At 63.9% G+C, this 24,775-nt stretch carries 31 protein-coding genes; 15 read left to right on the top strand and 16 right to left on the bottom strand.

Translation table 11 applies throughout. The features are described 5' to 3' along the window. The first annotated feature begins 32 nt into the window (after nucleotides 1-32). Nucleotides 33-356 carry a UrcA family protein gene (locus tag SOQ14_RS07645; protein WP_322897465.1) on the top strand — a complete coding sequence of 108 codons (324 nt, stop codon included), beginning with the start codon at nucleotides 33-35 and terminating at the stop codon, nucleotides 354-356. Between the two features lie 133 nt (nucleotides 357-489). Here SOQ14_RS07645 and SOQ14_RS07640 read toward each other — a convergent pair whose 3' ends face one another. The 3 genes from SOQ14_RS07640 to fumC form a co-directional block, all read right to left on the bottom strand. Continuing rightward, a complete protein-coding gene (locus SOQ14_RS07640; protein ID WP_322897464.1) occupies nucleotides 490-1,245 on the bottom strand; it encodes a LytR/AlgR family response regulator transcription factor in 756 nt (251 codons plus the stop codon). Next, nucleotides 1,235-2,497, bottom strand: a complete 1,263-nt coding sequence (locus SOQ14_RS07635; protein WP_322897463.1) for a sensor histidine kinase — start codon at nucleotides 2,495-2,497, stop codon at nucleotides 1,235-1,237. The genes SOQ14_RS07640 and SOQ14_RS07635 overlap by 11 nt, the downstream gene beginning before the upstream one ends. A 141-nt stretch (nucleotides 2,498-2,638) precedes the next feature. After that, nucleotides 2,639-4,057, bottom strand: a complete 1,419-nt coding sequence (gene fumC / locus SOQ14_RS07630; protein WP_322897462.1) for a class II fumarate hydratase — start codon at nucleotides 4,055-4,057, stop codon at nucleotides 2,639-2,641. A gap of 165 nt (nucleotides 4,058-4,222) precedes the next feature. Between fumC and SOQ14_RS07625 the strand changes: the two genes are divergently transcribed. The 5 genes from SOQ14_RS07625 to SOQ14_RS07605 all read left to right on the top strand — a co-directional run bounded on the left by SOQ14_RS07625 (nucleotide 4,223) and on the right by SOQ14_RS07605 (nucleotide 9,523). Continuing rightward, on the top strand, nucleotides 4,223-4,843 hold the full coding sequence (locus SOQ14_RS07625; protein WP_322897461.1) for a protein-L-isoaspartate O-methyltransferase family protein: 621 nt from the start codon (nucleotides 4,223-4,225) through the stop codon (nucleotides 4,841-4,843). Nucleotides 4,844-4,857: 14 nt separating this feature from the next. Continuing rightward, nucleotides 4,858-6,312 (top strand): TolC family outer membrane protein, encoded by a 1,455-nt coding sequence (locus SOQ14_RS07620; protein ID WP_322897866.1) that lies wholly within the window; start codon nucleotides 4,858-4,860, stop codon nucleotides 6,310-6,312. Between the two features lie 65 nt (nucleotides 6,313-6,377). Then, on the top strand, nucleotides 6,378-6,881 hold the full coding sequence (locus SOQ14_RS07615) for a DUF2497 domain-containing protein (RefSeq protein ID WP_322897460.1): 504 nt from the start codon (nucleotides 6,378-6,380) through the stop codon (nucleotides 6,879-6,881). Between the two features lie 72 nt (nucleotides 6,882-6,953). Then, nucleotides 6,954-9,110 (top strand): S9 family peptidase, encoded by a 2,157-nt coding sequence (locus tag SOQ14_RS07610; RefSeq protein ID WP_322897459.1) that lies wholly within the window; start codon nucleotides 6,954-6,956, stop codon nucleotides 9,108-9,110. Then, entirely contained in the window at nucleotides 9,107-9,523 is a 417-nt protein-coding gene (locus SOQ14_RS07605) for a (2Fe-2S) ferredoxin domain-containing protein (RefSeq protein ID WP_322897458.1), read from the top strand. The genes SOQ14_RS07610 and SOQ14_RS07605 overlap by 4 nt, the downstream gene beginning before the upstream one ends. A 9-nt stretch (nucleotides 9,524-9,532) precedes the next feature. Here SOQ14_RS07605 and SOQ14_RS07600 read toward each other — a convergent pair whose 3' ends face one another. Next, entirely contained in the window at nucleotides 9,533-9,844 is a 312-nt protein-coding gene (locus tag SOQ14_RS07600; protein WP_322897457.1) for a hypothetical protein, read from the bottom strand. 124 nt (nucleotides 9,845-9,968) lie between these two features. Between SOQ14_RS07600 and SOQ14_RS07595 the strand changes: the two genes are divergently transcribed. The 3 genes from SOQ14_RS07595 to xth are packed head-to-tail and all read left to right on the top strand — an operon-like array spanning nucleotide 9,969 to nucleotide 11,602. Continuing rightward, nucleotides 9,969-10,400, top strand: a complete 432-nt coding sequence (locus SOQ14_RS07595; protein WP_322897456.1) for a CBS domain-containing protein — start codon at nucleotides 9,969-9,971, stop codon at nucleotides 10,398-10,400. 39 nt (nucleotides 10,401-10,439) lie between these two features. Beyond that, on the top strand, nucleotides 10,440-10,769 hold the full coding sequence (locus SOQ14_RS07590; protein WP_322897455.1) for a HesB/IscA family protein: 330 nt from the start codon (nucleotides 10,440-10,442) through the stop codon (nucleotides 10,767-10,769). 38 nt (nucleotides 10,770-10,807) lie between these two features. Continuing rightward, the gene (xth, locus tag SOQ14_RS07585; RefSeq protein ID WP_322897453.1) at nucleotides 10,808-11,602 is read left to right on the top strand and encodes an exodeoxyribonuclease III; all 795 of its coding nucleotides are present in this window, start codon (nucleotides 10,808-10,810) and stop codon (nucleotides 11,600-11,602) included. A 106-nt stretch (nucleotides 11,603-11,708) separates the two neighbouring features. Here the strand turns inward: xth and SOQ14_RS07580 are convergent, their stop codons facing one another. The 10 genes from SOQ14_RS07580 to SOQ14_RS07535 all read right to left on the bottom strand — a co-directional run bounded on the left by SOQ14_RS07580 (nucleotide 11,709) and on the right by SOQ14_RS07535 (nucleotide 18,302). Further along, a complete protein-coding gene (locus SOQ14_RS07580; RefSeq protein WP_322897452.1) occupies nucleotides 11,709-12,368 on the bottom strand; it encodes a cell wall hydrolase in 660 nt (219 codons plus the stop codon). 202 nt (nucleotides 12,369-12,570) lie between these two features. After that, nucleotides 12,571-12,906, bottom strand: a complete 336-nt coding sequence (locus SOQ14_RS07575; protein WP_322897451.1) for a DUF1491 family protein — start codon at nucleotides 12,904-12,906, stop codon at nucleotides 12,571-12,573. Then, nucleotides 12,903-13,382 carry a PaaI family thioesterase gene (locus tag SOQ14_RS07570; RefSeq protein WP_322897450.1) on the bottom strand — a complete coding sequence of 160 codons (480 nt, stop codon included), beginning with the start codon at nucleotides 13,380-13,382 and terminating at the stop codon, nucleotides 12,903-12,905. The genes SOQ14_RS07575 and SOQ14_RS07570 overlap by 4 nt, the downstream gene beginning before the upstream one ends. Before the next feature lie 12 nt (nucleotides 13,383-13,394). Continuing rightward, complete coding sequence (locus SOQ14_RS07565; RefSeq protein ID WP_322897449.1) at nucleotides 13,395-13,856, bottom strand: PTS sugar transporter subunit IIA; 462 nt, start codon at nucleotides 13,854-13,856, stop codon at nucleotides 13,395-13,397. A 153-nt stretch (nucleotides 13,857-14,009) separates the two neighbouring features. Then, nucleotides 14,010-14,576, bottom strand: coding sequence for a ribosome hibernation-promoting factor, HPF/YfiA family (hpf, locus tag SOQ14_RS07560; RefSeq protein ID WP_322897448.1), 567 nt, complete (start codon nucleotides 14,574-14,576; stop codon nucleotides 14,010-14,012). A 63-nt stretch (nucleotides 14,577-14,639) separates the two neighbouring features. Beyond that, nucleotides 14,640-15,335 (bottom strand): DNA polymerase III subunit epsilon, encoded by a 696-nt coding sequence (gene dnaQ, locus SOQ14_RS07555; RefSeq protein WP_322897447.1) that lies wholly within the window; start codon nucleotides 15,333-15,335, stop codon nucleotides 14,640-14,642. A 45-nt stretch (nucleotides 15,336-15,380) separates the two neighbouring features. After that, entirely contained in the window at nucleotides 15,381-15,992 is a 612-nt protein-coding gene (gene coaE / locus SOQ14_RS07550) for a dephospho-CoA kinase (protein WP_322897446.1), read from the bottom strand. Further along, the gene (gene aroE, locus SOQ14_RS07545; protein WP_322897445.1) at nucleotides 15,989-16,870 is read right to left on the bottom strand and encodes a shikimate dehydrogenase; all 882 of its coding nucleotides are present in this window, start codon (nucleotides 16,868-16,870) and stop codon (nucleotides 15,989-15,991) included. Before aroE ends, coaE begins: the two co-directional genes overlap by 4 nt. Further along, nucleotides 16,867-17,460, bottom strand: a complete 594-nt coding sequence (locus tag SOQ14_RS07540; protein WP_322897443.1) for a Maf family nucleotide pyrophosphatase — start codon at nucleotides 17,458-17,460, stop codon at nucleotides 16,867-16,869. Before SOQ14_RS07540 ends, aroE begins: the two co-directional genes overlap by 4 nt. Then, a complete protein-coding gene (locus SOQ14_RS07535; protein ID WP_322897865.1) occupies nucleotides 17,457-18,302 on the bottom strand; it encodes a pyruvate, water dikinase regulatory protein in 846 nt (281 codons plus the stop codon). Before SOQ14_RS07535 ends, SOQ14_RS07540 begins: the two co-directional genes overlap by 4 nt. Nucleotides 18,303-18,638: 336 nt before the next feature. Here SOQ14_RS07535 and hemE point away from each other — a divergent pair, with 336 nt between their 5' ends. The 4 genes from hemE to SOQ14_RS07515 all read left to right on the top strand — a co-directional run bounded on the left by hemE (nucleotide 18,639) and on the right by SOQ14_RS07515 (nucleotide 22,005). Further along, nucleotides 18,639-19,655, top strand: coding sequence for a uroporphyrinogen decarboxylase (hemE, locus tag SOQ14_RS07530; RefSeq protein ID WP_322897442.1), 1,017 nt, complete (start codon nucleotides 18,639-18,641; stop codon nucleotides 19,653-19,655). 4 nt (nucleotides 19,656-19,659) lie between these two features. Further along, nucleotides 19,660-20,103, top strand: a complete 444-nt coding sequence (locus SOQ14_RS07525) for a CopD family protein (protein ID WP_322897441.1) — start codon at nucleotides 19,660-19,662, stop codon at nucleotides 20,101-20,103. A 197-nt stretch (nucleotides 20,104-20,300) separates the two neighbouring features. Beyond that, nucleotides 20,301-21,566: a transcription termination factor Rho gene (gene rho / locus SOQ14_RS07520; protein WP_322897440.1), complete on the top strand. Its 1,266-nt coding sequence runs from the start codon at nucleotides 20,301-20,303 to the stop codon at nucleotides 21,564-21,566. 46 nt (nucleotides 21,567-21,612) lie between these two features. After that, a complete protein-coding gene (locus SOQ14_RS07515) occupies nucleotides 21,613-22,005 on the top strand; it encodes a BLUF domain-containing protein (RefSeq protein WP_322897439.1) in 393 nt (130 codons plus the stop codon). Here SOQ14_RS07515 and SOQ14_RS07510 read toward each other — a convergent pair. Both SOQ14_RS07510 and SOQ14_RS07505 read right to left on the bottom strand, forming a co-directional pair. After that, nucleotides 22,002-22,361 carry a nuclear transport factor 2 family protein gene (locus SOQ14_RS07510; RefSeq protein ID WP_322897864.1) on the bottom strand — a complete coding sequence of 120 codons (360 nt, stop codon included), beginning with the start codon at nucleotides 22,359-22,361 and terminating at the stop codon, nucleotides 22,002-22,004. The two genes, SOQ14_RS07515 and SOQ14_RS07510, sit on opposite strands and share 4 nt — an antisense overlap. 32 nt (nucleotides 22,362-22,393) lie before the next feature. After that, nucleotides 22,394-23,089: a dienelactone hydrolase family protein gene (locus SOQ14_RS07505; RefSeq protein WP_322897438.1), complete on the bottom strand. Its 696-nt coding sequence runs from the start codon at nucleotides 23,087-23,089 to the stop codon at nucleotides 22,394-22,396. A gap of 104 nt (nucleotides 23,090-23,193) precedes the next feature. Here SOQ14_RS07505 and SOQ14_RS07500 point away from each other — a divergent pair, with 104 nt between their 5' ends. Together SOQ14_RS07500 and mnmE are read left to right on the top strand one after the other, a co-directional pair. Continuing rightward, nucleotides 23,194-23,463: a DUF6489 family protein gene (locus SOQ14_RS07500; RefSeq protein ID WP_322897437.1), complete on the top strand. Its 270-nt coding sequence runs from the start codon at nucleotides 23,194-23,196 to the stop codon at nucleotides 23,461-23,463. 15 nt (nucleotides 23,464-23,478) lie between these two features. Further along, the gene (gene mnmE, locus SOQ14_RS07495) at nucleotides 23,479-24,762 is read left to right on the top strand and encodes a tRNA uridine-5-carboxymethylaminomethyl(34) synthesis GTPase MnmE (protein ID WP_322897436.1); all 1,284 of its coding nucleotides are present in this window, start codon (nucleotides 23,479-23,481) and stop codon (nucleotides 24,760-24,762) included. Nucleotides 24,763-24,775 lie beyond the last annotated feature (13 nt).

Here is a 24,775-nt window from a genome sequence, read left to right as displayed (position 1 = left end):
GATCTGGCAGGCCCTGCATGATGGAGGAAGAGATGAAACTGATTGCCACTGCTACCGCCGCCCTTGGGCTGGTTCTGGCCGCGACCCCCGCGCTGGCCCAGATCAGCCAAGTGCAGCCCGAAACCCGGATCGTCGCCTTTGCCACGAACGACATCGATCTGGCGACGCCCAAGGGCCAGAAGGAACTGAACTGGCGGATCACCCGCGCCGTGCGCAATGTGTGCCAGGTCTCGGTCCCTGACTCGAGCTCACGCATTCTGAGCGCCGATGCCAAGGCCTGCATGGCCAAGGCCCATGCCAGCGCGCAGAAGCAGGTCGCACAGCTGATGGCCAGCGATGCCCAGAAGGGCGGCTGACCTCTGGTTGCCCCTGATACCGCTTTGACTTTGACTGCATCGCGATCTTACCCCGAGCGGATGCAGCAACCTGACCCGGCGCGCCTGAGGCCTTCAGCGCGTCGGGTCATTTTCTTTCTGCCCGACGGCGCGCTCAGCGTCCGGCCATGGCCTTGACTTTGGGGAGATAGGTGCGCCCGATCCGCAGCGCCTCGCCATTGTGCAATTCGGCCGACCACACCCCCAACCCATCATGGCGCAGCCCGCGGATCACATCGCGCCGCAGGATGGTCGAGCGATGGATGCGGATGAAGCGTTCGGGATCGAGCCGCGACTCCAGCCCCGCAATGGTCTGGAGCAAGAGATAGGATCGCGGCGCTTCGCTGGTGCCGACATGCAGCCGCACATAATCACGTTCGGCATCGATGCGGTGAACCTCGCTCACCGCAATCCGCAGCAGTTCGGAACGGTTCGGCACCCACAATTCGTCGAGATGGCGTCCTGATTTCGCCCGTGTCGGCCCGCGCCGCGCGAGCGCGCGCTCGATCGCGCGATCAAGGCGGTCGGCGGCAACCGGCTTCAGCACGTAATCGACCGCTTCGAGATCGAAAGCCTCGACCGCGAAATTGTCGTGCGCGGTGACAAAGATCACGGCCGGCGGGGTTTCCCCTTCGGCCAGCTTGCGCGCCACTGACAGCCCGTCGAGTTCGGGCATCGTCATGTCGAGCAGCACCAGATCGGGGTGGAGTTTCTCGGCGAGCCGCAGCGCGGCGGCGCCATCGCTCGCCGTGCCCACCACGCGAATCGAGGGGATCTCGGCGCAGATCACCTGAATCCGTTCGACCGCCAGCGGTTCATCATCAACAATCAGGGTTCTGAGCGTGTTCTGCTCTTCGCTGTCAGTGCCCATGGCCAACCTCGATACGCGTCAGGGGAATCCGGATTTCGGTGTGATAGCCGCCATTGCCCGCGCCCGAAACAAAGCCGACTTCGGGGCCGAAGCGCGCTTGCAGGCGATCGCGCACATTGGCGAGCCCGATGCCCAGCCCGTGCACACTGCCCTTGGGCACACCGGGGCCATCATCGCTGACGGTGATCACCAGCTCGCCGAGCTCCTCGCGCGCGGCGACAGAAATCGTGACGGGTCGGGTCACCGCCGACACCGCATATTTGACCGAGTTTTCGACCAGCGGTTGCAGGATCATCCCCGGCACGCGCGCATCGGCGAGCGCAGGCGGAAGATCAAAGGAAGAGCGCAGCCGCTCGGGAAAGCGCACGGCTTCGATATCGAGATAAAGCCGCTGAAGATCGAATTCGTCGCGCAGCGGCACATCACTGGTCAGTTCGTCGGCCAACGAATGCCGGTAGAACCGGCTCATGGTCTGGATCATCTCTTCGGCCCGTTCGGCCTTGCCGGTCATCACCAGCGCCGAGAGCGAATTGAGCGTGTTGAACAGGAAATGCGGGTTCACCTGATAGCGCAGCGAGCGCAGCTCGGCCGCCTTGGCCGCTGAACGGAATTGCTCCTCGCGCCGCTCGGCCTCACGCGCCTGCACCCCGGCCAGCAAGGCGAAATAGGTTGTTGCCCACGCCAGCAGCAGGAAATAACGGCCGAGCGCGACTTCGAGCAGCCGCTTCCAGAAATCGCCATTCGGATCGGCCGGGGCGATGATCACGCTTTCCGAGCCGACCACTTCCTCGGACGGCTGGCCGCCGCCCTGTGCCGGGCTGACCCGGCGCACCGGCACATCGACCAGCAGGTTACCGGCCTCGTCGCGCCGCAGGTTGAGATTATACTTCTCGGCGTAGAGCTTTTCCTGCGCCTGCTGGATATCCTCGAACACCCATTGGTTGACTTGCCCGATGGCCATCGCGACCGGCAGCGCCAGCACGGTTGCCGCCGCGATCTTCACCGGGAGCGTGTGGCGATCGAACAGCCGCAGCAGCAACCACAAGACAATGGTAAGGCCAATGCCGACGGCCGACACCAGCCCGCGCCGCCACGCCATTTCGAATTGCAATCCGAAATCCATCACCAGACTGCGGAAGGTGGTGAGCAGGAAATAGGTTGCCCATAGTGCCACCATGGAAAGCAGCACGGTGCGGAAAGATACGCTTACCCGCGAGGGCGCGGGCGCAAGATCGGTTTCAAACATCGCCATGATAGTGCCAAGCGATAACCCACCCCGGCCCGGCACGCCACGTCTTGGCGGACGGGTTATCGGGCGAGATGGCGCATTGGTCGAAAGCTGAACGTCTGTTCATCGAGCGGCGGAGGGTGCCGGAGCGCCCTCCGTTCCGGCTCAATCCCGCGGACGGATCATGTCGGCGGGCACCACCCACTGCACGAATTGCTCTTCGGTCAAGAGGCCCAAGGCCAGCGCCGCCTCCTTCAACGTCGTGCCTTCGGCATGGGCCTTCTTGGCGATCTTGGCCGCGTTGTCATAGCCGATATGCGGGTTGAGAGCGGTCACCAGCATCAGGCTTTCATTGAGCAGCTGGGTGATGCGGGTGGTGTTGGCCTCGATCCCCACGACGCAATTGTCGGTGAAGGCATGGGCGGCATCGCCGATCAGCTTCATCGACTGCAGCACGTTGTAGATGATCACCGGCTTGAAGACGTTGAGTTCGAGGTGCCCGTGCGATCCCGCCACGGTCACCGCCATGTGGTTGCCCATCACCTGCGCGCAGACCATCGTCATCGCCTCGCACTGGGTCGGGTTGACCTTGCCCGGCATGATCGAGGAGCCCGGCTCGTTGGCGGGGAGCGAGAGTTCGCCGAGGCCGCTGCGGGGGCCCGAGCCCAGCAGGCGGATGTCGTTGGCGATCTTCATCAGGCTGACCGCCAGCACATTGAGCGCGCCCGAGATCTCGACCATCGCGTCATGCGCGGCGAGCGCCTCGAACTTGTTGGAGGCGGTGACGAAGGCGTGGCCGGTCTCGGCGGCGACTTCCGCGGCGAAGGCGGTGTCGAAGCCGACCTTGGCGTTGATCCCGGTGCCCACGGCAGTGCCGCCCTGCGCCAGTTCGAGCACGCGGGGCAGCGCGGCCTCGACCCGGGCGATGCCGTATTCGACCTGCTTGGCGTAGCCGGAGAACTCCTGCCCCAGCGTCATCGGGGTCGCGTCCTGGAGGTGGGTGCGGCCGATCTTCACGATGTCGGCGAATTCCTGCGCCTTGGCATCGAGCGCGCCGTGCAGTTTCCTGAGCGCCGGCAGCAGGTGATCCATCGCCTCGACCGCCGCGGCGATATGCATGGCGGTAGGGAAAGTGTCGTTCGACGATTGCCCCATATTGCAGTGATCATTGGGGTGAACCGGGGTCTTGCCGCCCTTGTTGCCGGTGAGGATTTCATTGGCGCGGCTGGCGATGACTTCATTGGCATTCATGTTCGACTGGGTGCCGCTGCCGGTCTGCCACACCACCAGCGGGAACTGGTCGGCCAGCGTGCCGTCGATCACCTCGCGCGCGGCCTGCACGATGGCCTCGCCCAGCGTGGCATCGAGCACACCAAGCTTCATATTGGCGCGCGCCGCCGCGAGCTTCTGGATCCCGAGCGCGCGCACCAGCGCCGGCGGCATTTTCTCGCCGCCAATCGGGAAATTGACGATCGAGCGCTGGGTCTGCGCACCCCAATGAACATGCGCCGGAACCGCCACTTCGCCCAGCGAATCCGTCTCGATCCGCACATCTGCTGCCTGCGCCGTCATCATGTCACTCATCGAAGCTATCCTTATCCCGGTCGATGCGCGCTCCCCTAAACCTGCAAATGGCGACAGGTCAAAGGTCTTGAATGCGGCAAAGCGCTTGGAACACGAGCGCACGATGGCTAGAGAGGGGCTTGATCTGCTGTATTGCACGTCTAATACAGCGGAGACGGAGTTGATATGATCGAAGCCACCATGACGAAAGACACCGCAGGCCACGACAGCAGACCCGCGCGCCGCGCGATGATTGACAGCCAGCTGCGCACCAGCGGGGTCAACGAAGAATTCGTGCTCGCCCGGATGCTCGCTGTCCCGCGCGAGGACTTCCTCCCTGCCGACAAGGCCGCGGTTGCCTATATTGATCGCGCCGTGCTGCTGGGTGCCACAGGCCATCTCGCCGCGCCGCTGTTCTATGGCAAACTGCTGCTCGAAGCGGCTCCGGTGCGCGCGGATCGCGTGCTGGTGATCGAGGGCGGCACGGGCTACCTCACCGCGCTGCTGCAACCGCTGGTCAGCGAAGTGACGACTTTGAGCGCGGCCGATGCTGCTGCGGGCAAGGCTGCAGCGGGCGCACCCTTCACGCTGATCGTGGTGGATGGTGCGGTCGAGCAGATCCCCGATGCGCTGGCGGCGCAACTGGCTGATGATGGCCGGATCGTATCCGGTCTGGTGCTGCGCCAGGTGACCCGGCTTGCCACTGGGCGGAAGATCGATGGCCGGATGACACTGCGCCCGGTGGAAGATCTCGGCATTCCGGTGCTGCACGCTTTCGACGCACCCAAGAGCTGGTCGTTCGCGTGACCGGTTCGCGCCCCATGACGCGGCTCGCCGGAACGGCCAGCCTGCTGGCCCTTGCCGCGCTGGCGGCGACGCCTGCAGCAGCCGATACCCTGCGTGATGCACTGGTGGGGGCCTATAGCAACAACCCCACGCTCGAAGCGGCGCGTGCGACGCAGCGCGCCACCGATGAAGGCGTGGCGATCCAGCGCGCGCAAGGCCTGCCGTCGGTGAATATCACCGCGACGGAGACCGAGTTCGTCCGGCAGTCGGCCAACGCCTTCACCGCGCCGGAGCGCAACCTCAATGTCGGCGCGCAGTTGCTGGTGCCGGTCTATTCGGGCGGGGCCGTGCGCAATGGCATCGCCGCGGCCAAACAGCGCGTCGAAGCCGGGCAGGCTGATCTGCGCAACACCGAAAGCACCGTGTTCGCGCAGGTTGTCGCCGCTTACATGGATGTGCTGCGCACCGAGGCGCTGGTCGGGCTGGCTGCCAACCAGGTCGATGTGCTGCGTACCAATCTCGAAGCGGCGAGTGATCGGTTCGAGATCGGCGATCTCACCATCACGGATGTGGCGCAGACGCGCTCGCGCCTTGCCGTGGCCGAAGCCGATTTCCAGCAGGCCGAAGCCAACCTGATCGCCGCGCGCGAAGCTTATATCCGGCTGGTCGGCAGTGCGCCGGGCGAACTCGAAGCACCGCCGCCACTGCCCGGCCTGCCGGAGAAGCCCGGCGATGCCATGGTGATCGCGCTCGAAAACAACCCCAATCTGATCGCGGCCAAGGAACGCGCCGAGGCGGCGGGCTTTGACACCAAGGCCGCCGGCGCCGGTCGCCTGCCCACGGTCGGTCTGTTCGCGAACGGGCAATATAGCGACTTTTTCGGGACGCTGGGCGGCCCGATTGCGGCCAATTTCGTCCAGGCTGAAACCACCGCCAATGCCGGCATCCGGGTGACAATCCCGATCTTTCAGGGCGGCTTGCCCGCCGCACAGCAGCGTCAGGCCGGGGCGCGCGAAAGCGCGGCGCTCGAAGATCTGATTGCGGCCGAACGGCAGGTGATTGCCGAAACCCGCGCCACGTTTTCCAACTGGCAGGCCGCCAATGCGGTGATCCGCAGCGCGCAGGCAGCGGTCGAGGCGGCGGAATTGAGCCTTGAAGGCGTGCGCGCCGAAAATTCGATCGGGAATCGCACGATCATCGAAGTGCTCAACGCCGAACAGGAATTGCTGCAAGCCCGCGCCCAACTCGTCACCGCGCGGCGCAATGCCTATGTCGCGGGCTTCAACCTGCTGGCGCTGATGGGCCGCGCGGAAGCCAAGGATCTCAATCTCGACACCGGCGGCGTGCTGTATGATCCCGATGTCAATTATCGCCGGGTGAAGGGCAAGGCGTGGGACTGGGATCGCGATCCCGAAGCCGCCGCGCGTTCCACCAGCACCGTTGACATTCCCGCGCCTGACGCAAAGATCGGTCCGCAACTCGAACCGTAAGCCCTCGTCTTTTCCCGATTCGGGACAGGCAATCGGGGCACGGTCAGATCAGGAAGCAGGGCAGCATGTCGCACAGCGGTGAACCTTCGGTGGAAGAGATCCTCGAATCGATCAAGAAAGTGATCGCCCGCGACAATCGCGCCGGCGCGTTGGAAGCGCGGCGGCAACGCGGGTTGGTGGCAACGACCGACGAAGCCGGGGAATCCGCCGATTCGTCCAGCACACCTGGCCGCCCGCATACCGTGCGCGATGAAGCCGAGGTGCTTGATCTTGCCGATATGGAACTCTCGGTCGAGCCTGAGTCCGCAGCAGAGGCCAGCAACGAGGATGCGCCGCTGATCACCCCAGCGTTGCGCGAAGCCATGCAGGAAAACCTCGCCGCGCTGGCGATGCTCGCCGAACCGGGTGCCCGCCCGCAGATCGTGCGATCAGGGGAAACCTCGCTCGAAGGGCTGACCCGCGATCTGCTCCGCCCGATGCTGGCGGAATGGCTCGACAAGAACCTGCCCGCCATGGTCGAACGCATGGTGCAGGCGGAAATCGCGCGGATCGTCGGCAAGCGGATGTAACCGGCGGCGAGCGCTCGCCTTCCGGCGTCTCGCCTCTGGCCATGAGGCGTCCGGCGCGTTAATCCGCTCCCCATGCATTGGACCACCCGATTGGCCGCAGCCCTGCTGCCCGCCGCCACCGTAATCGCCGCCACAACCCCGCTGGCGGCGCAGACCTCGTCACCATCCCCGGCGCCTGCGATGAGCGCGCGCGATCTTGTCACCCTGCCGCGCCTCGGCGCGCCGGTGGCCGCGCCCGATGGCAGTTTTGTTGTCTATGCTGTCACCACGACGGACGCGACGACGCTGGATCGCAAGCCGGTCTGTTATCAGCTTGATCTCGCCACGCCGGGCGCACAGCCCCGGCCGCTCGCGCTGCCGTTGCGCGCATCGGGCCTGACACTGGCTGGCGACGGGCACCTCTATTTCCTCAGCAGCGAACACCCCGACAGTGCGGCCCCGCGCCGGGCACGGGTGTGGCGCATCGCGATCAGCGGCACCGGGGTGACGGGCGCGCCGCAAGTCGTCGCCGCGTTTCCCGACATTGATATCGCCGGGTTCAAGCTGGCCCCGCAAGCCAACCGGATTGCCGTGTGGGCGCAGGTTCCACGCGATTGCCCGACCTTTGGCTGCGGCGACCGGGTCAACGCCCATTTGCCCGGCCCCGGCAGCGGCCGGCTTTACGAGGGCGGACAAGGCTTCGTGCGCCACTGGGATACGTGGTCAAACCCTGCCGCGCCGCACCGCGTGTTCGTGTTCGGTCTCGAGAATGGCGCCGTCGCGGGCGAGGGCGTGCCGATCGACGGGCGCGATCCGTCCAGCGGGATCACCGCCAACACCCCGACCTTGCCCTTCGGCGGCAGCGAGGACATTGCCTTCACGCCCGATGGCAGCGCGGTCTATTTCACCGCCCGCCTTGCAAACCGCACCGAACCGGGTTCGACCAATCTCGATATCTACGTCTCCGAACTCGACGGGGCGGCCCCCACTTTGGTGACGCGCAGCAACCCGGCGACCGACACCAACCCGGTGATCTCGCCCGACGGGCGCTTCGTCGCGTGGCTGGCAATGGACCGTCCGGGCTACGAGGCAGACCGGCTGTCGGTGCGGCTGCTTGATCGCTTCAATGGTCAGACCCGCAATCTCACCGCCAACACCGATCTGAGCTTCGGCGGGCTGGTGTGGAGCGCGGATGGCACTTTCCTGCTGGCGACCGCAGGCGAGGTGCTCGATACGCCCGCCTACCGGATTGATCTCGCAAGCGGCGCTGTCACCCGGCTTGAGCTGATGGCAGGCAACGAAGCGCATATCGCCAACCTCACGCCGCTGCCCGGCAACCGCCTGCTGTTCACCCGCGATTCGATTGGCCAGCCGGGCGAGCTTTACCTGTCGGCCGATCTCGCGCAGGCCAAGCCGCTCACCGATGTCGTCACCACCCGGATGGGCCGGATGGCGCCGACGATGACGACGCGGTTCAGCTTCAAGGGTGCCGATGGTGCGACCGTCTGGGGCCAGATCACCCGGCTGAAAGACCAGAAAGGCCCGATCCCGGCGCTGCTCAACATCCATGGCGGGCCGCAGGGCAGCTATAATGATTCGTGGTCGACCCGCTGGAACCCGCGCGTCTTCGCGAGCCAGGGCTATGCAGTGATCTCGATCGATTTCCACGGCAGCACCGGATACGGGCAGGCCTTCACTGATGCGATCAACAGCGATTGGGGCGGCAAGCCGCTCGAAGATTTGCAGAAAGGGTTGGCGCATGCCCTGACGCTTGATCCGCAGATCGATGGCACCCGCGCTTGCGCGATGGGGGCGAGCTATGGCGGGTACATGGTCAACTGGATTGCCGGACAGTGGCCCGAGCGCTTCCGCTGCCTCGTCAATCACAATGGGCTGTTTGATACCCGCGCCTTCTATTATGCGACCGAAGAGCTGTGGTTCCCGCGTTGGGATTTCGGCGGCACCTATGCCCAGACCGCGGACACCTACGAGAAGTGGAACCCGGTTGCCCATGTCAACAAGTGGCGCACCCCGATGCTGGTGGTGCTGGGCGAAAAGGACTTCCGCGTGCCCTATACGCAAGGGCTCGGCGCCTTCACCGCCTTGCAGGAGCGCAATATTCCGGCGCAATTGCTGGTCTTCCCCGATGAGAACCACTGGGTGCTCGGCGCGAAGAACTCGCTGCAATGGCACGAGACCGTATTCGCCTGGCTCGATCGCTGGTTGCGCGAGGAACCCGCGTCAAAATGAGCGAGAACCTCCCGCTGATGGCCGCGCAATCCGCGCTGGCCCGCCATTATGGCGGCGATGCACCGGGCAATGCGGTGGAGCGCCACATCTTCCTGTGCGCGCTGTCGAACAAGGCCAAGTGCTGCTCGCGCAAGGCGGGGGCGGAAAGCTGGCAATTCCTGAAAGAGCGGCTCAAGGAGCGCGGGCTAATCGGGCCGCTACGCGCACCGGATCATCCCAAGGGGCCGGGCGGCGGCGTACAGCGCAGCAAGGCTGATTGCCTCCAGATCTGCGGAGTCGGCCCGGTCGCGGTCGTGTGGCCGGATGGCGTGTGGTATCACTCGTGCAGCCCGCAGGTGCTCGACCGGATCATCGAGGAGCATCTGATCGGCGGGGTTCCGGTCGAGGAATACCGGCTCTATCCGCAGCGCTAGGCGGCGGGCTTACTTCTCGTCAGGCGACCAAAATTCATCCCGGCCCGGCATGCGGTTGTCGACCGATTCGTCGTGGCCCGTTCCGTTGGACAGGAACGCAAGGCCCATCAGCCCGCCGCCCAGCAGCATGGTGAAGCTGATGCCGAGTGCTACGGCGATGTAGTAATGCACCGAGATCGCGCCGTTAAAGGCAAACAGCAGGCCAAGCGCGAGCACCACGGTCACCACGGTCACCGCCATCAGCACTTTCATGATCTGGCGGTAACGCGCCCAGGCATGCGCGGCGTTGATCGGATCATCGAGCGGGGATTTCTGAACCATGCTTCCCCCATGGGCCGCCGCGCGCCGCTTTGCAACGGCCTCGCGGCGAGCCGCGTGCAGGCAGGATTCGCTTTCCGCCGGCAAAAATGGCATTCTGCCTGTCGGGAGAGAGAGGGAGAATGTCATGAACATTGCCGCGATCATCGCCGGGCGTCGTTCCGAAGCGATCATTTCCTGTACCGCCGAAACCCCGCTCGTCGAAGCGATCCGCATGCTCGGCCAGCAGCGCATCGGGGCCATGCCGGTGCTGCGCGAGGGCCGCGTTGTCGGGATCATCTCGGAACGCGATGTGGTCTATTGCATCGCCGAGGACGCGGGCGCCTGTCTCAACCAGCCGGTCGAAAAGCTGATGACCTCGCCCGCCATCACGGTTTCGCCGAGCACCACCATCGACGAAGCGCTGGGCCTGATGACCCGGCGGCGGTTCCGCCATTTTCCCGTGGTGGATGATGGGGAGCTGATTGCCTTCATCTCGATCGGCGATCTGGTGAAGCACAAGATGGATCAAGTGCAGCACGAGGCTGCGGCCTTGCGCGACTATATCCAGACGGTTTGATCCCTTGAGGATCGCCCCTGCCTGACCTACATCAGAGCCATGGCCGAACCTCTCACGCTCACCCCCGCCGCTGCGGATCGCATCGCCAAGATCGCCGCCAAGCAGACGCGCCCTGCGATCCTGCGCCTCTCGGTCGAAGGCGGCGGCTGTTCGGGGTTCCAGTACAAGTTCGATCTTGCCGATGCCCCCGAAGCCGATGACAGCGTGAGCGAAACCGATGGGGTCAAGCTGGTGGTCGATCCGGTGAGCCTCGATCTGATCGCGGGCAGCACCGTCGACTTCGTCGAATCGCTGGGCGGAGCGGCCTTCAAGGTCGAAAACCCGCAAGCCGCCGCAGGTTGCGGCTGCGGGGCAAGCTTCGGGATTTGAATTAGACTTGGGCAGCCATGTGGGGCATCACCGCGCCCATGAAAATTGCCACCTTCAACATCAACGGGATCAAGGCGCGGCTGCCGCGGCTCAAGGAATGGCTCGCCGAAACGCGCCCGTCGGTTGCCTGCCTGCAAGAAATCAAGACGCAGGATGATGGCTTCCCCGCCGAGGAATTCACAGAGCTGGGCTACAGCGCGATCTGGCACGGTCAGAAAAGTTTCAACGGCGTGGCCATGCTGGTGGATACGCAGGCGGGCCTCACCATCTGCGAAGTCCAGCGCGGGCTGGGGGTCAATGGCCCCAATGACGGCGAAGGCGAACAGGCGCGTTACCTCGAAGCCGAAGTGAACGGCATCCGCATTGCCTGCCTTTACCTGCCCAATGGCAACCCGCATCCGGGGCCGAAATTCGACTACAAGCTGCGCTGGATGGAAGCCCTGCGCGCGCGCATGGCGACGATCTGGGCCGAAGAAGTGCCCGCGGTGGTGCTCGGCGATTTCAACGTCATCCCCGAAGATGATGATGTCTGGTCGGTCAAGGCGATGGCGGATGATGCGCTGATGCAGCCCGAATCGCGCGCGGCCTATGCGCGGCTGCTCGGCGATGGCTGGTGTGATGCGCTCCGCACGCGCAATCCGCGCGGCGGGGTGTGGACCTACTGGGATTATCAGGCGGGGGCGTGGCAGCGCGATCACGGCTTCCGCATTGATCACATCCTGCTGTCACCCGAATGCGCCGACCGGTTGGAGGCTGCGGGCGTCGACAAGGCGCATCGCGGGCGCGAGAAAGCGAGCGATCATGCGCCGGTTTGGGCGCGCCTGAAGGCGTGAATCACAAAAGCCCTTCCCCTTGGGGAAGGGTTGGGATGGGGGGTATGCCCTCACCGGGGCAGAAGCCCCCACCCCCTAACCCCCTCCCCACGGGGATGAGATGGGATCACCTGTAGAAGATATGCGTGCTGATCTGGGCCAGTCGCTCTTTGCGCTGGCTCCAGCCGGGGCTGACATAGCGCGCGTGGAAGAACACCGCGTCATTCGCCTCGGACTGCCACAACCCGCGATGCGCGATTTCGGCAATCGCCCGCGCGCGCGCCCAGGCGGCGGAATGTTCGCGGATATGCGGCATCCGGCCGTTGCGAATGAACGAGAATTGACCGGCCTGCTGCACCACACCGCAATAGCTGGCGGGGAAACGCGGATCATCAGCCCGGTTGATAATGACCTGCGCCACCGCAAGCTGGCCTGCCAGCGGCTCGCCGCGCGATTCGAAATAGACCGCGCCGGCAAGACAGCGCATCTCGGCGCTCAGCTTGCGGCGCGTGTCGACCTGCTTCACCAATTCGGCAAGCGAGGCCGGTTGCGGATCGGGCTCGACCCAGTTTTCGGGCAGGGGTTGAATGACTTCACGCGAAACGAACACCGGGGTCGCGGGGACGATCTCGATCCCCTCATCCGGAGTGGTGGTTCCGGGGCTCGCGATGGCTTGCGCGGCGGCCCCTTCGGTCGTTTCAGCTTCCGCGCTGTTGGCGCTGGAAAAGATCAGGTTGGCGAAGGCACAGGCGGCGATCGCACCAAAAGACAGGGTCTTACGACTCATTATCTCAACAATTTAGGCGGTGAGCGCGCACAGACGCAGGCGGGAACCTGTTGCGATGTTTCGCAAGGAGAGGGGGTGGTTCGCGTTAAGCCTGCCGGCGGCTCCCCGTCTGCGTGCTGTGCGGATAGCCGGATTGCTACCCGATCAGCCTGCGCGAGAAGATTGCCGGCCCGTTAGCCATAAGGTGGCAGGGGTCAAGCAATTATGGCAAAATTGCGGTGAAGCGTTCCGCTGCGTCGATATCCACCTCCAGAATCCACAAATCCGGGTCCTGACGGCGGCGGCGATCGAGATATTCGGAAAATTCCGCAGGATTCTCAGAATCTTGGGATTTGGTCGCAACAAAGCTGCGCGATCCATCCAACCCCGGCATCCTTTCATAGAGCTGGGCGGGGCCGCCGCGACACATGATTGCAATCAGGATCGTGCCGCCGTCGCGCTCACCCTTGGCAAGCACCGTGGCGAAGCCGCCCAGCGATTCGACAAGCCGGATCAGGCCAGCCACCTCAAGATGCGCGGGCAGGCGCGCGTCGCTCACTGCGCGGCGCTGCTGTAACCCGGCAGCCCCGACAGCGCGATGCGCGAGCGCATGAAGGTGCCGGTGCCGCGCCCGATTTCTTCACCTTCGGCATCGATAAGCCGCGCCTCGGCCACAAACACCCGCCGCTTGCCGCTGATCCAGCGCCCTTCGGCCACCACCGTGCCGGTACGCACCGGCTTGGTGAAATGGAGGTTGAACCCGGTTGTCAGCAGAAAGCGATCGGTCACCAAGGTGTTCGCCGCATAGAAGGCGGCATCATCAAGCATCTTGAAGTAGATCGTGCCATGCGCGGCGCCTGCCGCGTGGTAATCCGCCGCGGTGACATCAAAGGTCAGTCGCGACAGCCCTTCGCCGGGGATGTGAAGCGTCGAGGCGAATTTGCGATTGATCGGCGCCGAGGCGTAAAGCTGCTCCAGCGCGCGGTAATGCAATGCAGCCCCCAACGGGCCTTTCGCCGAATGCGCGCCGCTCATGGGATGGCCGGCTCAGGCCGCGTCCTGCAAGAACTGGTTGGAGAGCAGCGCATAGAGCCCTTCGGGCGTTTCGGCTTCCATCAGCAATTGCACCATCGCTTCACTACGGGTGAGCCGCGAGATCGCAGCGAGCGCGTGGAGATGGGTCGCCCCGGCATTTTCCGGCGAGACCAGACCGAACACCAGGCTCACCGGAACCGCATCGGGCGAGCCGAATTCGACCGGGGTTTCCAGCTTGATCAGCGCCAGCGTCGGGCGCTTCACGCCCGGATGGCGGCAATGCGGAATCGCGATGCCGCGCCCGAAACCGGTGCTGCCGAGCATTTCGCGCTGCTCGAGCCCTTCGAGGACGCTGGTCTTGTCGAGCCCGTAGGCCGCCGCAAACGACGTGGCCAGCGCGGCAAAAACCTTGGATTTGCTATCGAGACGGGCAAAGGTCACGGCTTCGGGCAAAACGACGAGATTGATGTCCATTGCGTGATGAAATCCAGACTGAATATGCCCCGGCAACAGGCAGATAGTCGCCTTCGCGCCTGAGGTCCAGTGCGCGAGGGCGAGGCGGAAGCCCCTCCTGCATCCGCCGACCGGGCCTTCTTGATCAAGCTCCGGGCATAGCCCAGCGAGGCCCTAGCGCGGTTCGACCCAGCCGATCGAACCATCGGCACGCCGGTAAATCATATTATGCCGCCCGGTGCCAGCGTTTTTGAAAAACAGCGCCGGCGTGTTGCGCAGGTCCATCAGCATGACAGCGTCAGCAACCGTGGCGGTGGGAATGTCAACGCGGGTCTCGGCAATCACCAGCGGCGCATCAACGGTGACTTCCTCTTCCTCGTCAGGGGGGAGGGCGAAAATCGTGTAGGCGGCTTCTTCCTCGGCCCGGCTGGCCAGCGCCTGTTGGTGATGATCGGTGAGCCGGCGCTTGTAGCGGCGCAGCTGCTTTTCGATCTTGCCGACCGCTTCATCGAGCGCGAGATGCGCATCCTGCGCGGCGCCCTGTGCCTTGAGGATCAGCCCCTGCATCACATGGGTAACGATATCGCAGGTGAAGGCACCCGCCGGGGCCTTGCCGAACGTGACGTGGGATGAAAGCGCGCGATCGAAATATTTGTCGACGATCGCGGCGAGCTTTTCCGAAGCATGTTCCTGGAGCGCGGCTCCGGTGTCCATCTGGTGGCCGGAAATGCGAATGTCCATGCGGTGTACCCCCTTCTTCCCAAGTGGTGGACAGGCCATCCCTTGCCCGCCCGGTTCAAGCCATCAGCGCGTCCAGACCGCCTCCTTGATTTCGGCGGCAAGAAAGGCCTCCCAGCGCGCCCGCTCTTCGGGAGACGCGGCATGGGGGCGCGGTTCACGGCGCGGGCGGTTGGCAACGGGGCGATACCACGGCGCATCGCTGGCGGCGTGCGCGCTGTCGGCATCAGCAGTCAGTTCGAGGCCGATCTGGCGCCCGCCTGTCAGCTCGACATAGACCTGCGCAAGCAATTCGGCATCGAGCAACGCGCCGTGCTTGACCCGGTGCGAGCGATCAATGCCATAACGGGTGCATAGCGCATCGAGCGAAAGCTTGGCCCCGGGGTGTTTCTTGCGCGCAATGGCGACGGTGTCGACCATGCGCCCAAGATCGATGGGCGCGCGCCCGCACAAGCTCAACTCGTTGTTGAGAAAGCCGAAATCGAAGCCCGCATTATGCGCGACGAGCGGGGCATCGCCGAGAAAGGCGAGCAATTCATCCGCCGTATCGGCAAAGCGCGGCTTGGTGGCGAGGAAGGCAGACGACAGGCCATGCACCTTTTCCGCTTCCACCGGCATATCGCGTTCGGGATTGAAATAGGCGTGGAAGGTGCGGCCCGTTTCGACCCGGCCGATCATTTCCACACAGCCGATTTCCACCATGCGATCCCCGGTTTTGGGATCGAGCCCGGTGGTTTCGGTGTCGAAAATAACCTCACGCATTTGACGCACTATCTGCCTGGCACGCCCGCGACGCAAGCGAAGTTTTCATGAGCCCGTCCCGGCATCGGGGGCGAGCAATTCGGCAATCAGCGCACTGACTTGCGCGCGGGTTTCCGCCAGCGAGGTGCCGGTATCGATCACATGATGCGCGCGTTCGCGCTTTTCCGCATCGGGCGTTTGCAGCGAAAGGATGTGTTCGAGTTTCTCGGCGCTCATACCCGGACGGGCCAGCACCCGTGCGCGCTGTTCGTGGTGCGGGGCCGAGACCACGACGATCGCATCGACCGCTTCATGCCCGCCGCGCTCGAATAGCAGGGGGATATCGAACACCACCGCAGGCTTATCGGCATGCGCCGCAAGAAACGCAGCGCGTCTGGCGCCGACAGCGGGGTGGACAATCGCCTCAAGCCGGGCGAGCGCGGCCTTGTCGGCAAAGACCTGATGGCCGAGCCGGTCACGGTCGACCCCCTGTGGCCCCGTTGAACCGGGAAAAGCGGCCTCGATCGCAGGCAGAAGTTCACCGCCCGGACCTTGCATCACGCGGACTTCGGCATCGGCATCGAACACCGGGATCCCGGCCTCGGCAAACATCGCCGCGACAGTCGATTTGCCCATGCCGATCGAGCCGGTGAGGCCAATGATCTTCGGCTTTTTCATGAAGTCAGCACGCGGCGCAGTTCGGCATCATGCTCCCGCGGCGGGGCTTGGCCGAAAAAGCGTTCGAAGGCGGCGGCAGCCTGTCCGACCAGCATCGCAAGGCCATCAATCGTGCGGAAGCCCGCCGCACGCGCGCCTTTCAGGAAGGACGTATCGAGCGGCGCCGTGACAATATCATAGGCGATGGCGCCAGGCGGGGCATGGCTCCAGTCAAAGGCAAGCGGCGGCTGGCCCTGCATCCCGAGACTGGAAGCATTGATCACCAGATCGCAGCAGCCTTCGCGGTCATCAAACGCGAAATCGGTGGGCGCGGCAAAATGCGACAGATGCGGCGTGTGATGTTCGCCCTGGGGCGCGAGCTCGTCGAGCAGGCGGCGTGCCTTGGCGGGATCGCGCCCCGCGACCACCAGCGTGAAACCTTGGCCCGCCAGCGCGGTGATGATCGCGCGCGCCGCACCGCCCGTGCCGATGATCCGCGCCATGCGGAAATAATGCGTTTGGGCCAGTTCCTTGGCGAGGGGTTCGAGAAAGCCCACCGCATCGGTGTTGGTGCCGATCAATCCACCCGCACCATCAGGGAGCACGGTGTTGACGGCGCCGATGGCCTCAGCGGGCGCTTCGATGCGATCAAGCCCCGCCATCACCGCCTGCTTGTGGGGCATGGTGACATTGCAGCCGCGCCACCAGGGATCGCCGCGACGCGTCTTGAGATAGTCGGCCAGTTCCTTGGGCCGGACATGGCAGGCACGGTATTCCGCCGCGATCCCGAGCTTTGCCAGCCAGAAATTGTGGATCGCCGGAGACTTGGACTGTGCGATCGGATCTCCGATCACTTCGGCGTAGGCCTGTCCTGAGCCTTGTTGAAGGAGCTTGCTCATGCGCACAACATCCCTGCCTCCCGCAGCGCGCCCAGCACTGGCAGCAGCGGCATGCCGAGAATGGTGAAATGCTCTCCTTCGATCCGTTCAAACAGCTGCACGCCCAAGGCTTCGATCCGGAACACGCCGACGGTGTGGCTGACCTCGGGCCATTCCTGATCGAGATAATGCGCGATGAAATCTTCGGACAGCGGGCGCACATGGAGCCGCGCGAGCGCGCTGTGGCTCCATTCGCAGGTGGTGCCGCGCACCAGCGCCGCACCGCTGTGCAAGGCCATTTCGCGGCCCGAAAAGAACCGCAGATGTTCGGCTGCCTCTTCGCGGCTCGCGGGCTTATCAAAGCGCTGTCCGCCCGCCACCACCAGCGAATCACAGCCGAGCACCAGCGCATCGGGATGCACCGCCGCAACCGCCGCTGCCTTGGCCACCGCAAGCGCTTCGGCAACTTCGGCGGGGCTCGCCCCCACAAGGCTCGCCTCAAGCGCGCGTTCGTCAAGCGCAGCGGGCACGGCTTCGTAAGCCACACCGGCAGCATCAAGCATGGCGCGGCGCGAGGCCGATTTGCTCGCAAGGATCAGGCGCGCGGTCATATCGGTTTGCCCACACCATCAATCTGCCGGTCACGGCGCTGGCGTTCCTGCACCAGCCGGATGATCGCGGCCGCGCTTTCCTCGATCGAGCGGCGGGTCACATCAATCACCGGCCAGCCATTATCAGCAAACATCCGGCGCGCGAATTGCAGCTCTTCCTTGACCCTTTCGGAATCGACATAGGCCGTCTCGCCGGTTTCGTTGAGCGTAAGCAGACGGTTGCGGCGGATCTGGATGAGCCGTTCGGGCGCAGTCGTCAGCCCCACCACCAGCGGCTGGCGCAGGCCGAACAACGCCTTGGGCGGCGGGCTTTCCACCACCAGCGGGATATTGGCGACCTTGTAGCCGCGATTGGCCAAATAGATCGCGGTCGGCGTTTTCGACGAGCGCGAAACCCCTGCGAGGACGATATCGGCCTGTTCCCATTCCTCATGGCCGAGCCCGTCATCATGGGCGATGGTGTACTGGATGGCCTCGACCCGGCGGAAATAATCCTCGTCCATCGCGTGCTGGCGGCCGGGCTTGTGCAATTGTTCCTGCCCGAGATGGGCTTCGAGCGCAGCGGTCACCTGATCGAGCACCGGCAGGGCAGGCAGGCCAAGATGGCGGCAATGCTCTTCCAGCCGCTTGCGGGTTTCGGGATTGACCAGCGTATACAGCACCAGCCCCGGATTCTGCGCCAGATCAGGCGCAATGCGATCAAGATGCTGGAGCGAGCGTACCATCGGCCAGAAATGCCGGTTGACCGAGGGATCATCAAACTGGGCAAGCGCAGCCTTGGCGATCATTTCCAGCGTCTCGCCGGTTGAATCCGAGACAAGATGGAGATTGATTCGATTCATCATCAGCCCGCCCTGCCTGTCTTGCGGTCCCGCCTGTGGACAGGTTGCCGCATAAACCACGGGAGGAAAGCGTGGGCAAGGTGGGGAGACGTTTTCATACCCGCTACCGGCGCTTTCCTGCGGGTCTTTCTCGACACAATCGAGATTGTATCGACAGGCTGGGGACAATGGGGATATCTCAGGCTTGACCGGGCATTGCCGCAGAGTCGAGAGGGGATCTTGCACACATCCATCGCCGGATAAGTCCGGCAGCGCCGGGGAATTCCCGCTATCCACAGGGCCAACAGACTCCCTCAATCCTTTTAAAATCTATTTATATTTGCTTAGAGGAACTCCATGCCTGGCCCATTGCTCGATACGCTCAAAGGAATTCGTCAGCCCACAGCCCCCGTGTGGCTGATGCGGCAGGCCGGGCGCTATCTGCCCGAATATCGCGAATTGCGCGCCAAGAAGGGCGGCTTTCTCGAACTCGTTTACGATAGCGAAGCGGCGGCGGAAATCACCGTGCAGCCGATCCGGCGGTTCGGTTTCGATGGCGCGATCCTGTTTTCCGATATCCTGATCGTGCCGCATGCCATGGGGCAGGGGCTGGCTTTCATGGCAGGCGAAGGGCCCAAGCTTTCGCCGACCTTGCTTGAGGTCGATCTGTCAGAATTCGCCCCGGCGCTGCATCATTTCGATCCGGTCTATGAAACCGTGCGCCTGACTCGCGCCCAATTGCCCGATAATGTGACGATGCTGGGCTTTGCGGGGAGCCCGTGGACCGTCGCGACCTACATGATCGCGGGCGAAGGTTCCAAGGATCAGGGCCCGGCGCGGCTGCTTGCCTATCGCGATCCGGCGCGGCTTCAGGCGATCATTGATGCAATCATTGATCACTCGGTCACCTATCTGCGCGGCCAGATCGATGCGGGCGCGGAAGCGGTGCAATTGTTCGACAGCTGGGCTGGCAGCCTTGCGCCCGACCAGTTCGAACGCTGGGTGATCGCGCCCAATGCCAAAATCACCGCCGCGCTCAAGCAATCGCACCCCGATACGCCGGTGATCGGTTTTCCCAAGGGTGCGGGGGCCAAGCTGCCCGCCTATGCCCGCGAAACCGGCGTCGATGCGGTGGGCCTTGATGAAACGCTTGATCCGGTGTGGGCGCATCAGAGCCTGCCCGAAGGCATGCCGGTGCAGGGCAATCTCGATCCGCTGCTGGTGGAAGCCGGCGGCCCGGCCTTGCCCGCGCGGGTCAAGACCATCATCGCGGCATTCGAAGATCGCCCGCATGTCTTCAATCTGGGCCACGGGATCGGTCAATTCACCCCGATTGATCACGTGCACCAACTTCTCGCCGCATTAAGGGGCTGAGCCGATGCAGGATGCGCTGCTTTCGATCTACCTGTTCCTGAAGTCGGGGCATGTGATCTTCATGGTGTTCTGGCTGGCGGGGCTGTTCATGCTGCCGCGTCAGTGCATCTACATGCTCGATCACGCGCCGGGCTCGGCGGGGGAGGCCAAATGGGCGGACCGGATGGGCAAGCTGAGGAAAATCATCCTCACCCCCAGCCTGATCATTGTCTGGGTGCTGGGGCTGACCATGGCCTATGCAGGCGGCCATTTTTCCTCGGGCTGGTTCCACGCCAAGCTGACGCTGGTGCTGGTTTTGACGGGTTTTCACGGCTGGCTGGTGGGCCAGACCAAGAAGATGGCACGGGGTGAGCGCCCGCTGACCGAAGGACGCCTGCGGATGATCGGCGAATTGCCGGGGCTGGTGCTGATCGTCATCGTCGTGCTGGTTTATCTCAAGCCGTTCTGAGGCATTTTCCGCGATTGACCTCGGGCAGGGCCAATTCTATGGCCGTGCTCACCATATCCGGTTGACCGGGACGATGATGATCCCGGCGGTCTGCTTTCTCCAAGCCCGGCCTTGCTGCCCCTGGCGCACAAGGCACCTCTCTTTCCCAGAGAGGCACTGACCATCCGGCCCACCTGACCCTTGCGGATGAAGACGACATGCATCTCAAAGACCTCAAGCAGAAGACCCCGGCCGAACTGGTCGCGATGGCGGAAGAGCTCGGCGTGGAAGGCGCCTCGACGATGCGCCGCCAGGATTTGCTGTTCTCGATCCTGCGCGAACTCGCCGAGGATGAAGAATACGAAGAAAAGATCATGGGCATCGGCACCATCGAGGTGTTGCAGGATGGCTTCGGCTTCCTGCGCAGCCCCGAGGCCAATTACCTTGCCGGGCCGGATGATATCTATGTCTCGCCCAACCAGGTCCGCAAATGGGGCCTGCGCACCGGCGACACTGTCGAAGGCGAAATTCGCGCCCCGCGCGATGGCGAGCGCTATTTCGCGCTGACGACGCTTTCCAAGGTAAATTTCGATGATCCCGATGCGGTGCGCCTGCGCACCAATTTCGACAACCTGACGCCGCTCTACCCCGATGAGAAGCTGATCCTCGATTCGCTTGATCCGACGGTCAAGGACAAGAGCGCGCGGGTGATTGATATCATTGCCCCGCAGGGCAAGGGCCAGCGCGCCCTGATCGTCGCGCCGCCGCGCACGGGTAAGACGGTGCTGTTGCAGAACATCGCCAAGGCGATCACCGATAATCACCCCGAAGTGTTCCTGATCGTGCTGCTGGTCGACGAACGGCCCGAGGAAGTGACCGACATGCAGCGTTCGGTGAAGGGTGAGGTGGTGTCCTCGACCTTCGATGAACCCGCGCAGCGTCACGTGCAGGTGGCCGAAATGGTGATCGAGAAGGCCAAGCGCCTCGTCGAGCACAAGCATGACGTGGTGATCCTGCTCGATTCGATCACGCGTCTCGGCCGCGCCTACAACACTGTGGTGCCTTCGTCGGGCAAGGTGCTGACAGGTGGTGTCGATGCCAATGCGCTCCAGCGCCCAAAGCGCTTCTTCGGCGCGGCGCGCAATATCGAGGAAGGCGGCTCGCTTTCCATCATCGCCACCGCGCTGATCGACACCGGCAGCCGCATGGACGAAGTGATCTTCGAAGAATTCAAGGGCACCGGTAACAGCGAAATCGTGCTTGATCGCAAGGTCGCTGACAAGCGCATCTTCCCGGCGCTTGATGTCGGCAAGTCGGGCACCCGCAAGGAAGAACTGCTGGTCGAGAAGGACAAGCTCTCGAAGATGTGGGTGCTGCGCCGCATCCTGATGCAAATGGGCACCGTAGATGCGATGGAATTCCTGCTCGACAAGATGAAGGATTCGAAGACCAACGCGGATTTCTTCGATACCATGAATCAGTAAGGCCCGGTGGGGGGCGGTTTACAGCGACGGGAAAGCGGTTCGGCCAGTGCTCAGTCAATATCTCTACATCAGCACCGCGCCGACCCTATCGCGCGATGAAGTGGACGCGATTCTCGCGACCAGCGCGCGCAACAATCCGGCGCGGGAAATCACCGGCTTGCTGCTCTATAATGGGCGCAACTTCCTCCAGCTGATCGAAGGCGAGGAGGAAGCGCTGGTGGCGCTGATGCTGCGCATCACCGAAGATCCCCGCCACAGCGGGATCACTTTGCTGGATCGCCGTGCAATCGAGGAACGGTCCTGCCCGGATTGGGCGATGAAGCGGGTGCTGATTGCCGAAAGCATCGCCAGCCGGCGTGAGATGCTCGAGCGCGAATTGCCCGAAGGGATCGCGCCCGAAGTGCGCAAGATGATCGTCAATTTCGCGGTGCTGAATTAGGATTTGGTGGCGGCGAGCTGCGCCGCCATCATCTCCCACACCTTGTTGATCGCCTTGAGCGGGCGTACCATCACCTTGAAATCCTGAATTTTCCCTTCCGCGTTCCAGCGGATGATATCGACCCCGTTGATCGTGGTGCCGTCAAGCTCGGTCACGAATTCGAGCATCATCTCGTCGCCGTCCACCAGCTCGCGGACATAGTGGAACGTGTCATTCCCCAGCACGTGACTGGCGGCCACCAGATAGGCCATCACCACGGCCTTTCCGGCCTGTGGAGTGTGGACCACCGGAGAATGGAACACGGCATCCTCGGCCAGCATGGCGGCAAGGAGCGCGGGATCGCTCCCGCCCTCCATATAGGCATGCCAGCGCGCGAGGTTGGCCGCACTCACGCGAGATGCTCGGCGAAAAAGGCGCTGGTGCGGGCATCAGCGAGCGTGGCAGCGGCTTCATCACGCCGCTTGCCCACCTCGGTGGCAAAGCCGTGATCGAGCCCGGCGTAATCATGCAAAGTGACCTTGGGGTGATCATCAAGCCCGGCATGCATCGCGGCCTGCGTTTCGGGCGGGACAAAGCCATCGGCTGTCGGGATGTGCAGCATCACCGGATTGGCAATGGCCTTGGCCTCGCCCAGCAACCCGTCAATGCCCACCCCATAATAGCCGACGCTGGCATCAATATCGGTGCGCGCGGCGGTCATGAATGCGAGCCTGCCGCCGAGGCAATAGCCCACGCAACCGACCTTGGCTGCGCCTTCATGCGCGCGCAGGTAATTGATCGCGGCCTGAATGTCGCGAATGCCGGCATCCTGATTGAACTTGCCCATCCAATCGAGCGCTTCGGTGAACTCGGCTGCGATATCGGGATCGAGCGAAATGCCCGTCTTGAGCCGCCAGAACAGATCGGGCGCCAGCGCGAGATAGCCTTCGGCAGCGAGCTTGTCGCACTTCTGGCGGATGCCCGGATTGACCCCGAAAATCTCCTGAATGACAATCACAGCCGCTTTGGCGCCACCTTCGGGCCGGGCGATATAGCCGGTGAAGCTGGCATCGCTGTCGAGCGTGGGGATGGTGACGGTGGTCATCAGGGTCTCTCCTTAGGTTATGCCCTGCCTCCTATCTATTGCCTTGCCCGCTTGCCAACCCCAAATAGGGCATATTGGCCGCGTGCCGGACGGGAGAGAGCCCCATGAAGATCAATATCGAAATCGAATGCACCCCGGAAGAAGCCCGCAATTTCATGGGCCTGCCGGATGTGAGCAGCGCCAATAACATCTATGTCGAAAACATCGCCAAGGCGATGAAGGGCGTCTCCAATCCCGATCAGTTGCAGGAATATGCGCAGGCACTTGCGCCGATGGGGCAGGTGGGGCTCAAGCTGTTCCAGAGCTTTGTCGAAGGCGGGATGAAGGCGGCCGCCTCCAAGCGCGAGGGCGGCGGTGGCAAGTCTGGTGAATAGCACCGCCCGCTTCACGTGAATGCCTCTGACACCATTTTCGCGCTGTCGAGCGGCGCGCCGCCCGCTGCGATCGGTGTGATCCGCATATCGGGGGCGCAGGCTGCGCTTGCCGTGCAGGCTCTGACGGGCCGGTTGCCAGCGCCGCGCCGGGCGAGCCTTGCCACCTTGCGCGATGCGGCGGGGGTGATGCTCGATTCGGCGCTGGTCTTGTGGTTTCCCGGCCCCAACACCGCGACGGGTGAGGATCTCGCCGAGCTGCATTGCCATGGCGGGCGAGCGGTTATCGCCGCGATTGAGACTGCGCTCGCTGCACTGCCGGGGCTGCGCCGGGCCGAGCCGGGCGAGTTTACCCGGCGCGCCTTTGCCAATGGGCGGCTCGATTTGGCTGAGGCCGAAGGGCTCGCCGATCTGCTCAGCGCCGAGACGGAATTGCAACGCGCCGCCGCGCTTGGCGCGATGCAGGGAGCCTTGTCACGGCAGGTCGAGGGCTGGCGCGCGCGGGTTCTGGGCCTTTCGGCTGAATTGGAGGCAGTGCTGGATTTCTCCGACGAGGAAGACGCCGCCGATCTGCCCGATGGTTTCACGTGGAACATCGCCGCGCTGGCCGGGGAACTGGCCGAGTGGCTGGCGCGGCCACGATCCGAGAAACTGGGGGAGGGCTTTCGGGTCGTCCTCGCTGGCCCGCCCAATGCTGGAAAATCGACTCTATTCAATGCGTTGGTCGAAAGCGAGGCAGCCATAACTTCGCCGATTGCGGGCACGACGCGTGATGTGATCGAACGATCGGTGGCGATTGCCGGCGTACCCTTTACCTTCGTCGACACGGCAGGGCTGCGCGATGCCAGCAACGATGCGATCGAGACGATCGGGATTGATCGCGCGCGCGGGGAGCTTGAACGGGCCGATGTGGTGCTGTGGTTGGGCCCGGAAGGCAAGGGGCCGTCTGCGGCGTGGGAGATCGCCGCGCAGGCGGATCGGGCAGACTTCATGGCGAAGGCGCAGGCGCGCTTCACGCTATCGGCGACGACAGGCGAAGGGCTCGGCCCGCTCAAATCCGCGCTGGTGGAGGCGGCGCGGGCAGCCCTCCCCAAGCCGGGCGAGGCTGCACTCAACGCCCGGCAGCACGCGCGTCTCGCAGAGGCGGCGGAGGCACTGGCTGCGGCGCAAAGCCTCACAGACTCGCTGTTGACGGCCGAGGAACTGCGCCGCGCGCGCCTCGCCTTTGATCGGCTGATCGGGCGCGCGACGACCGAAGACATGCTCGACGCGCTGTTCGGACGGTTTTGTATTGGCAAGTAGCCTTGGCAACCCG

Source organism: Erythrobacter epiphyticus (genome assembly GCF_034653295.1).
GTDB lineage: Bacteria > Pseudomonadota > Alphaproteobacteria > Sphingomonadales > Sphingomonadaceae > Erythrobacter.
This window is presented reverse-complemented; position numbering and strand designations above follow the sequence as displayed.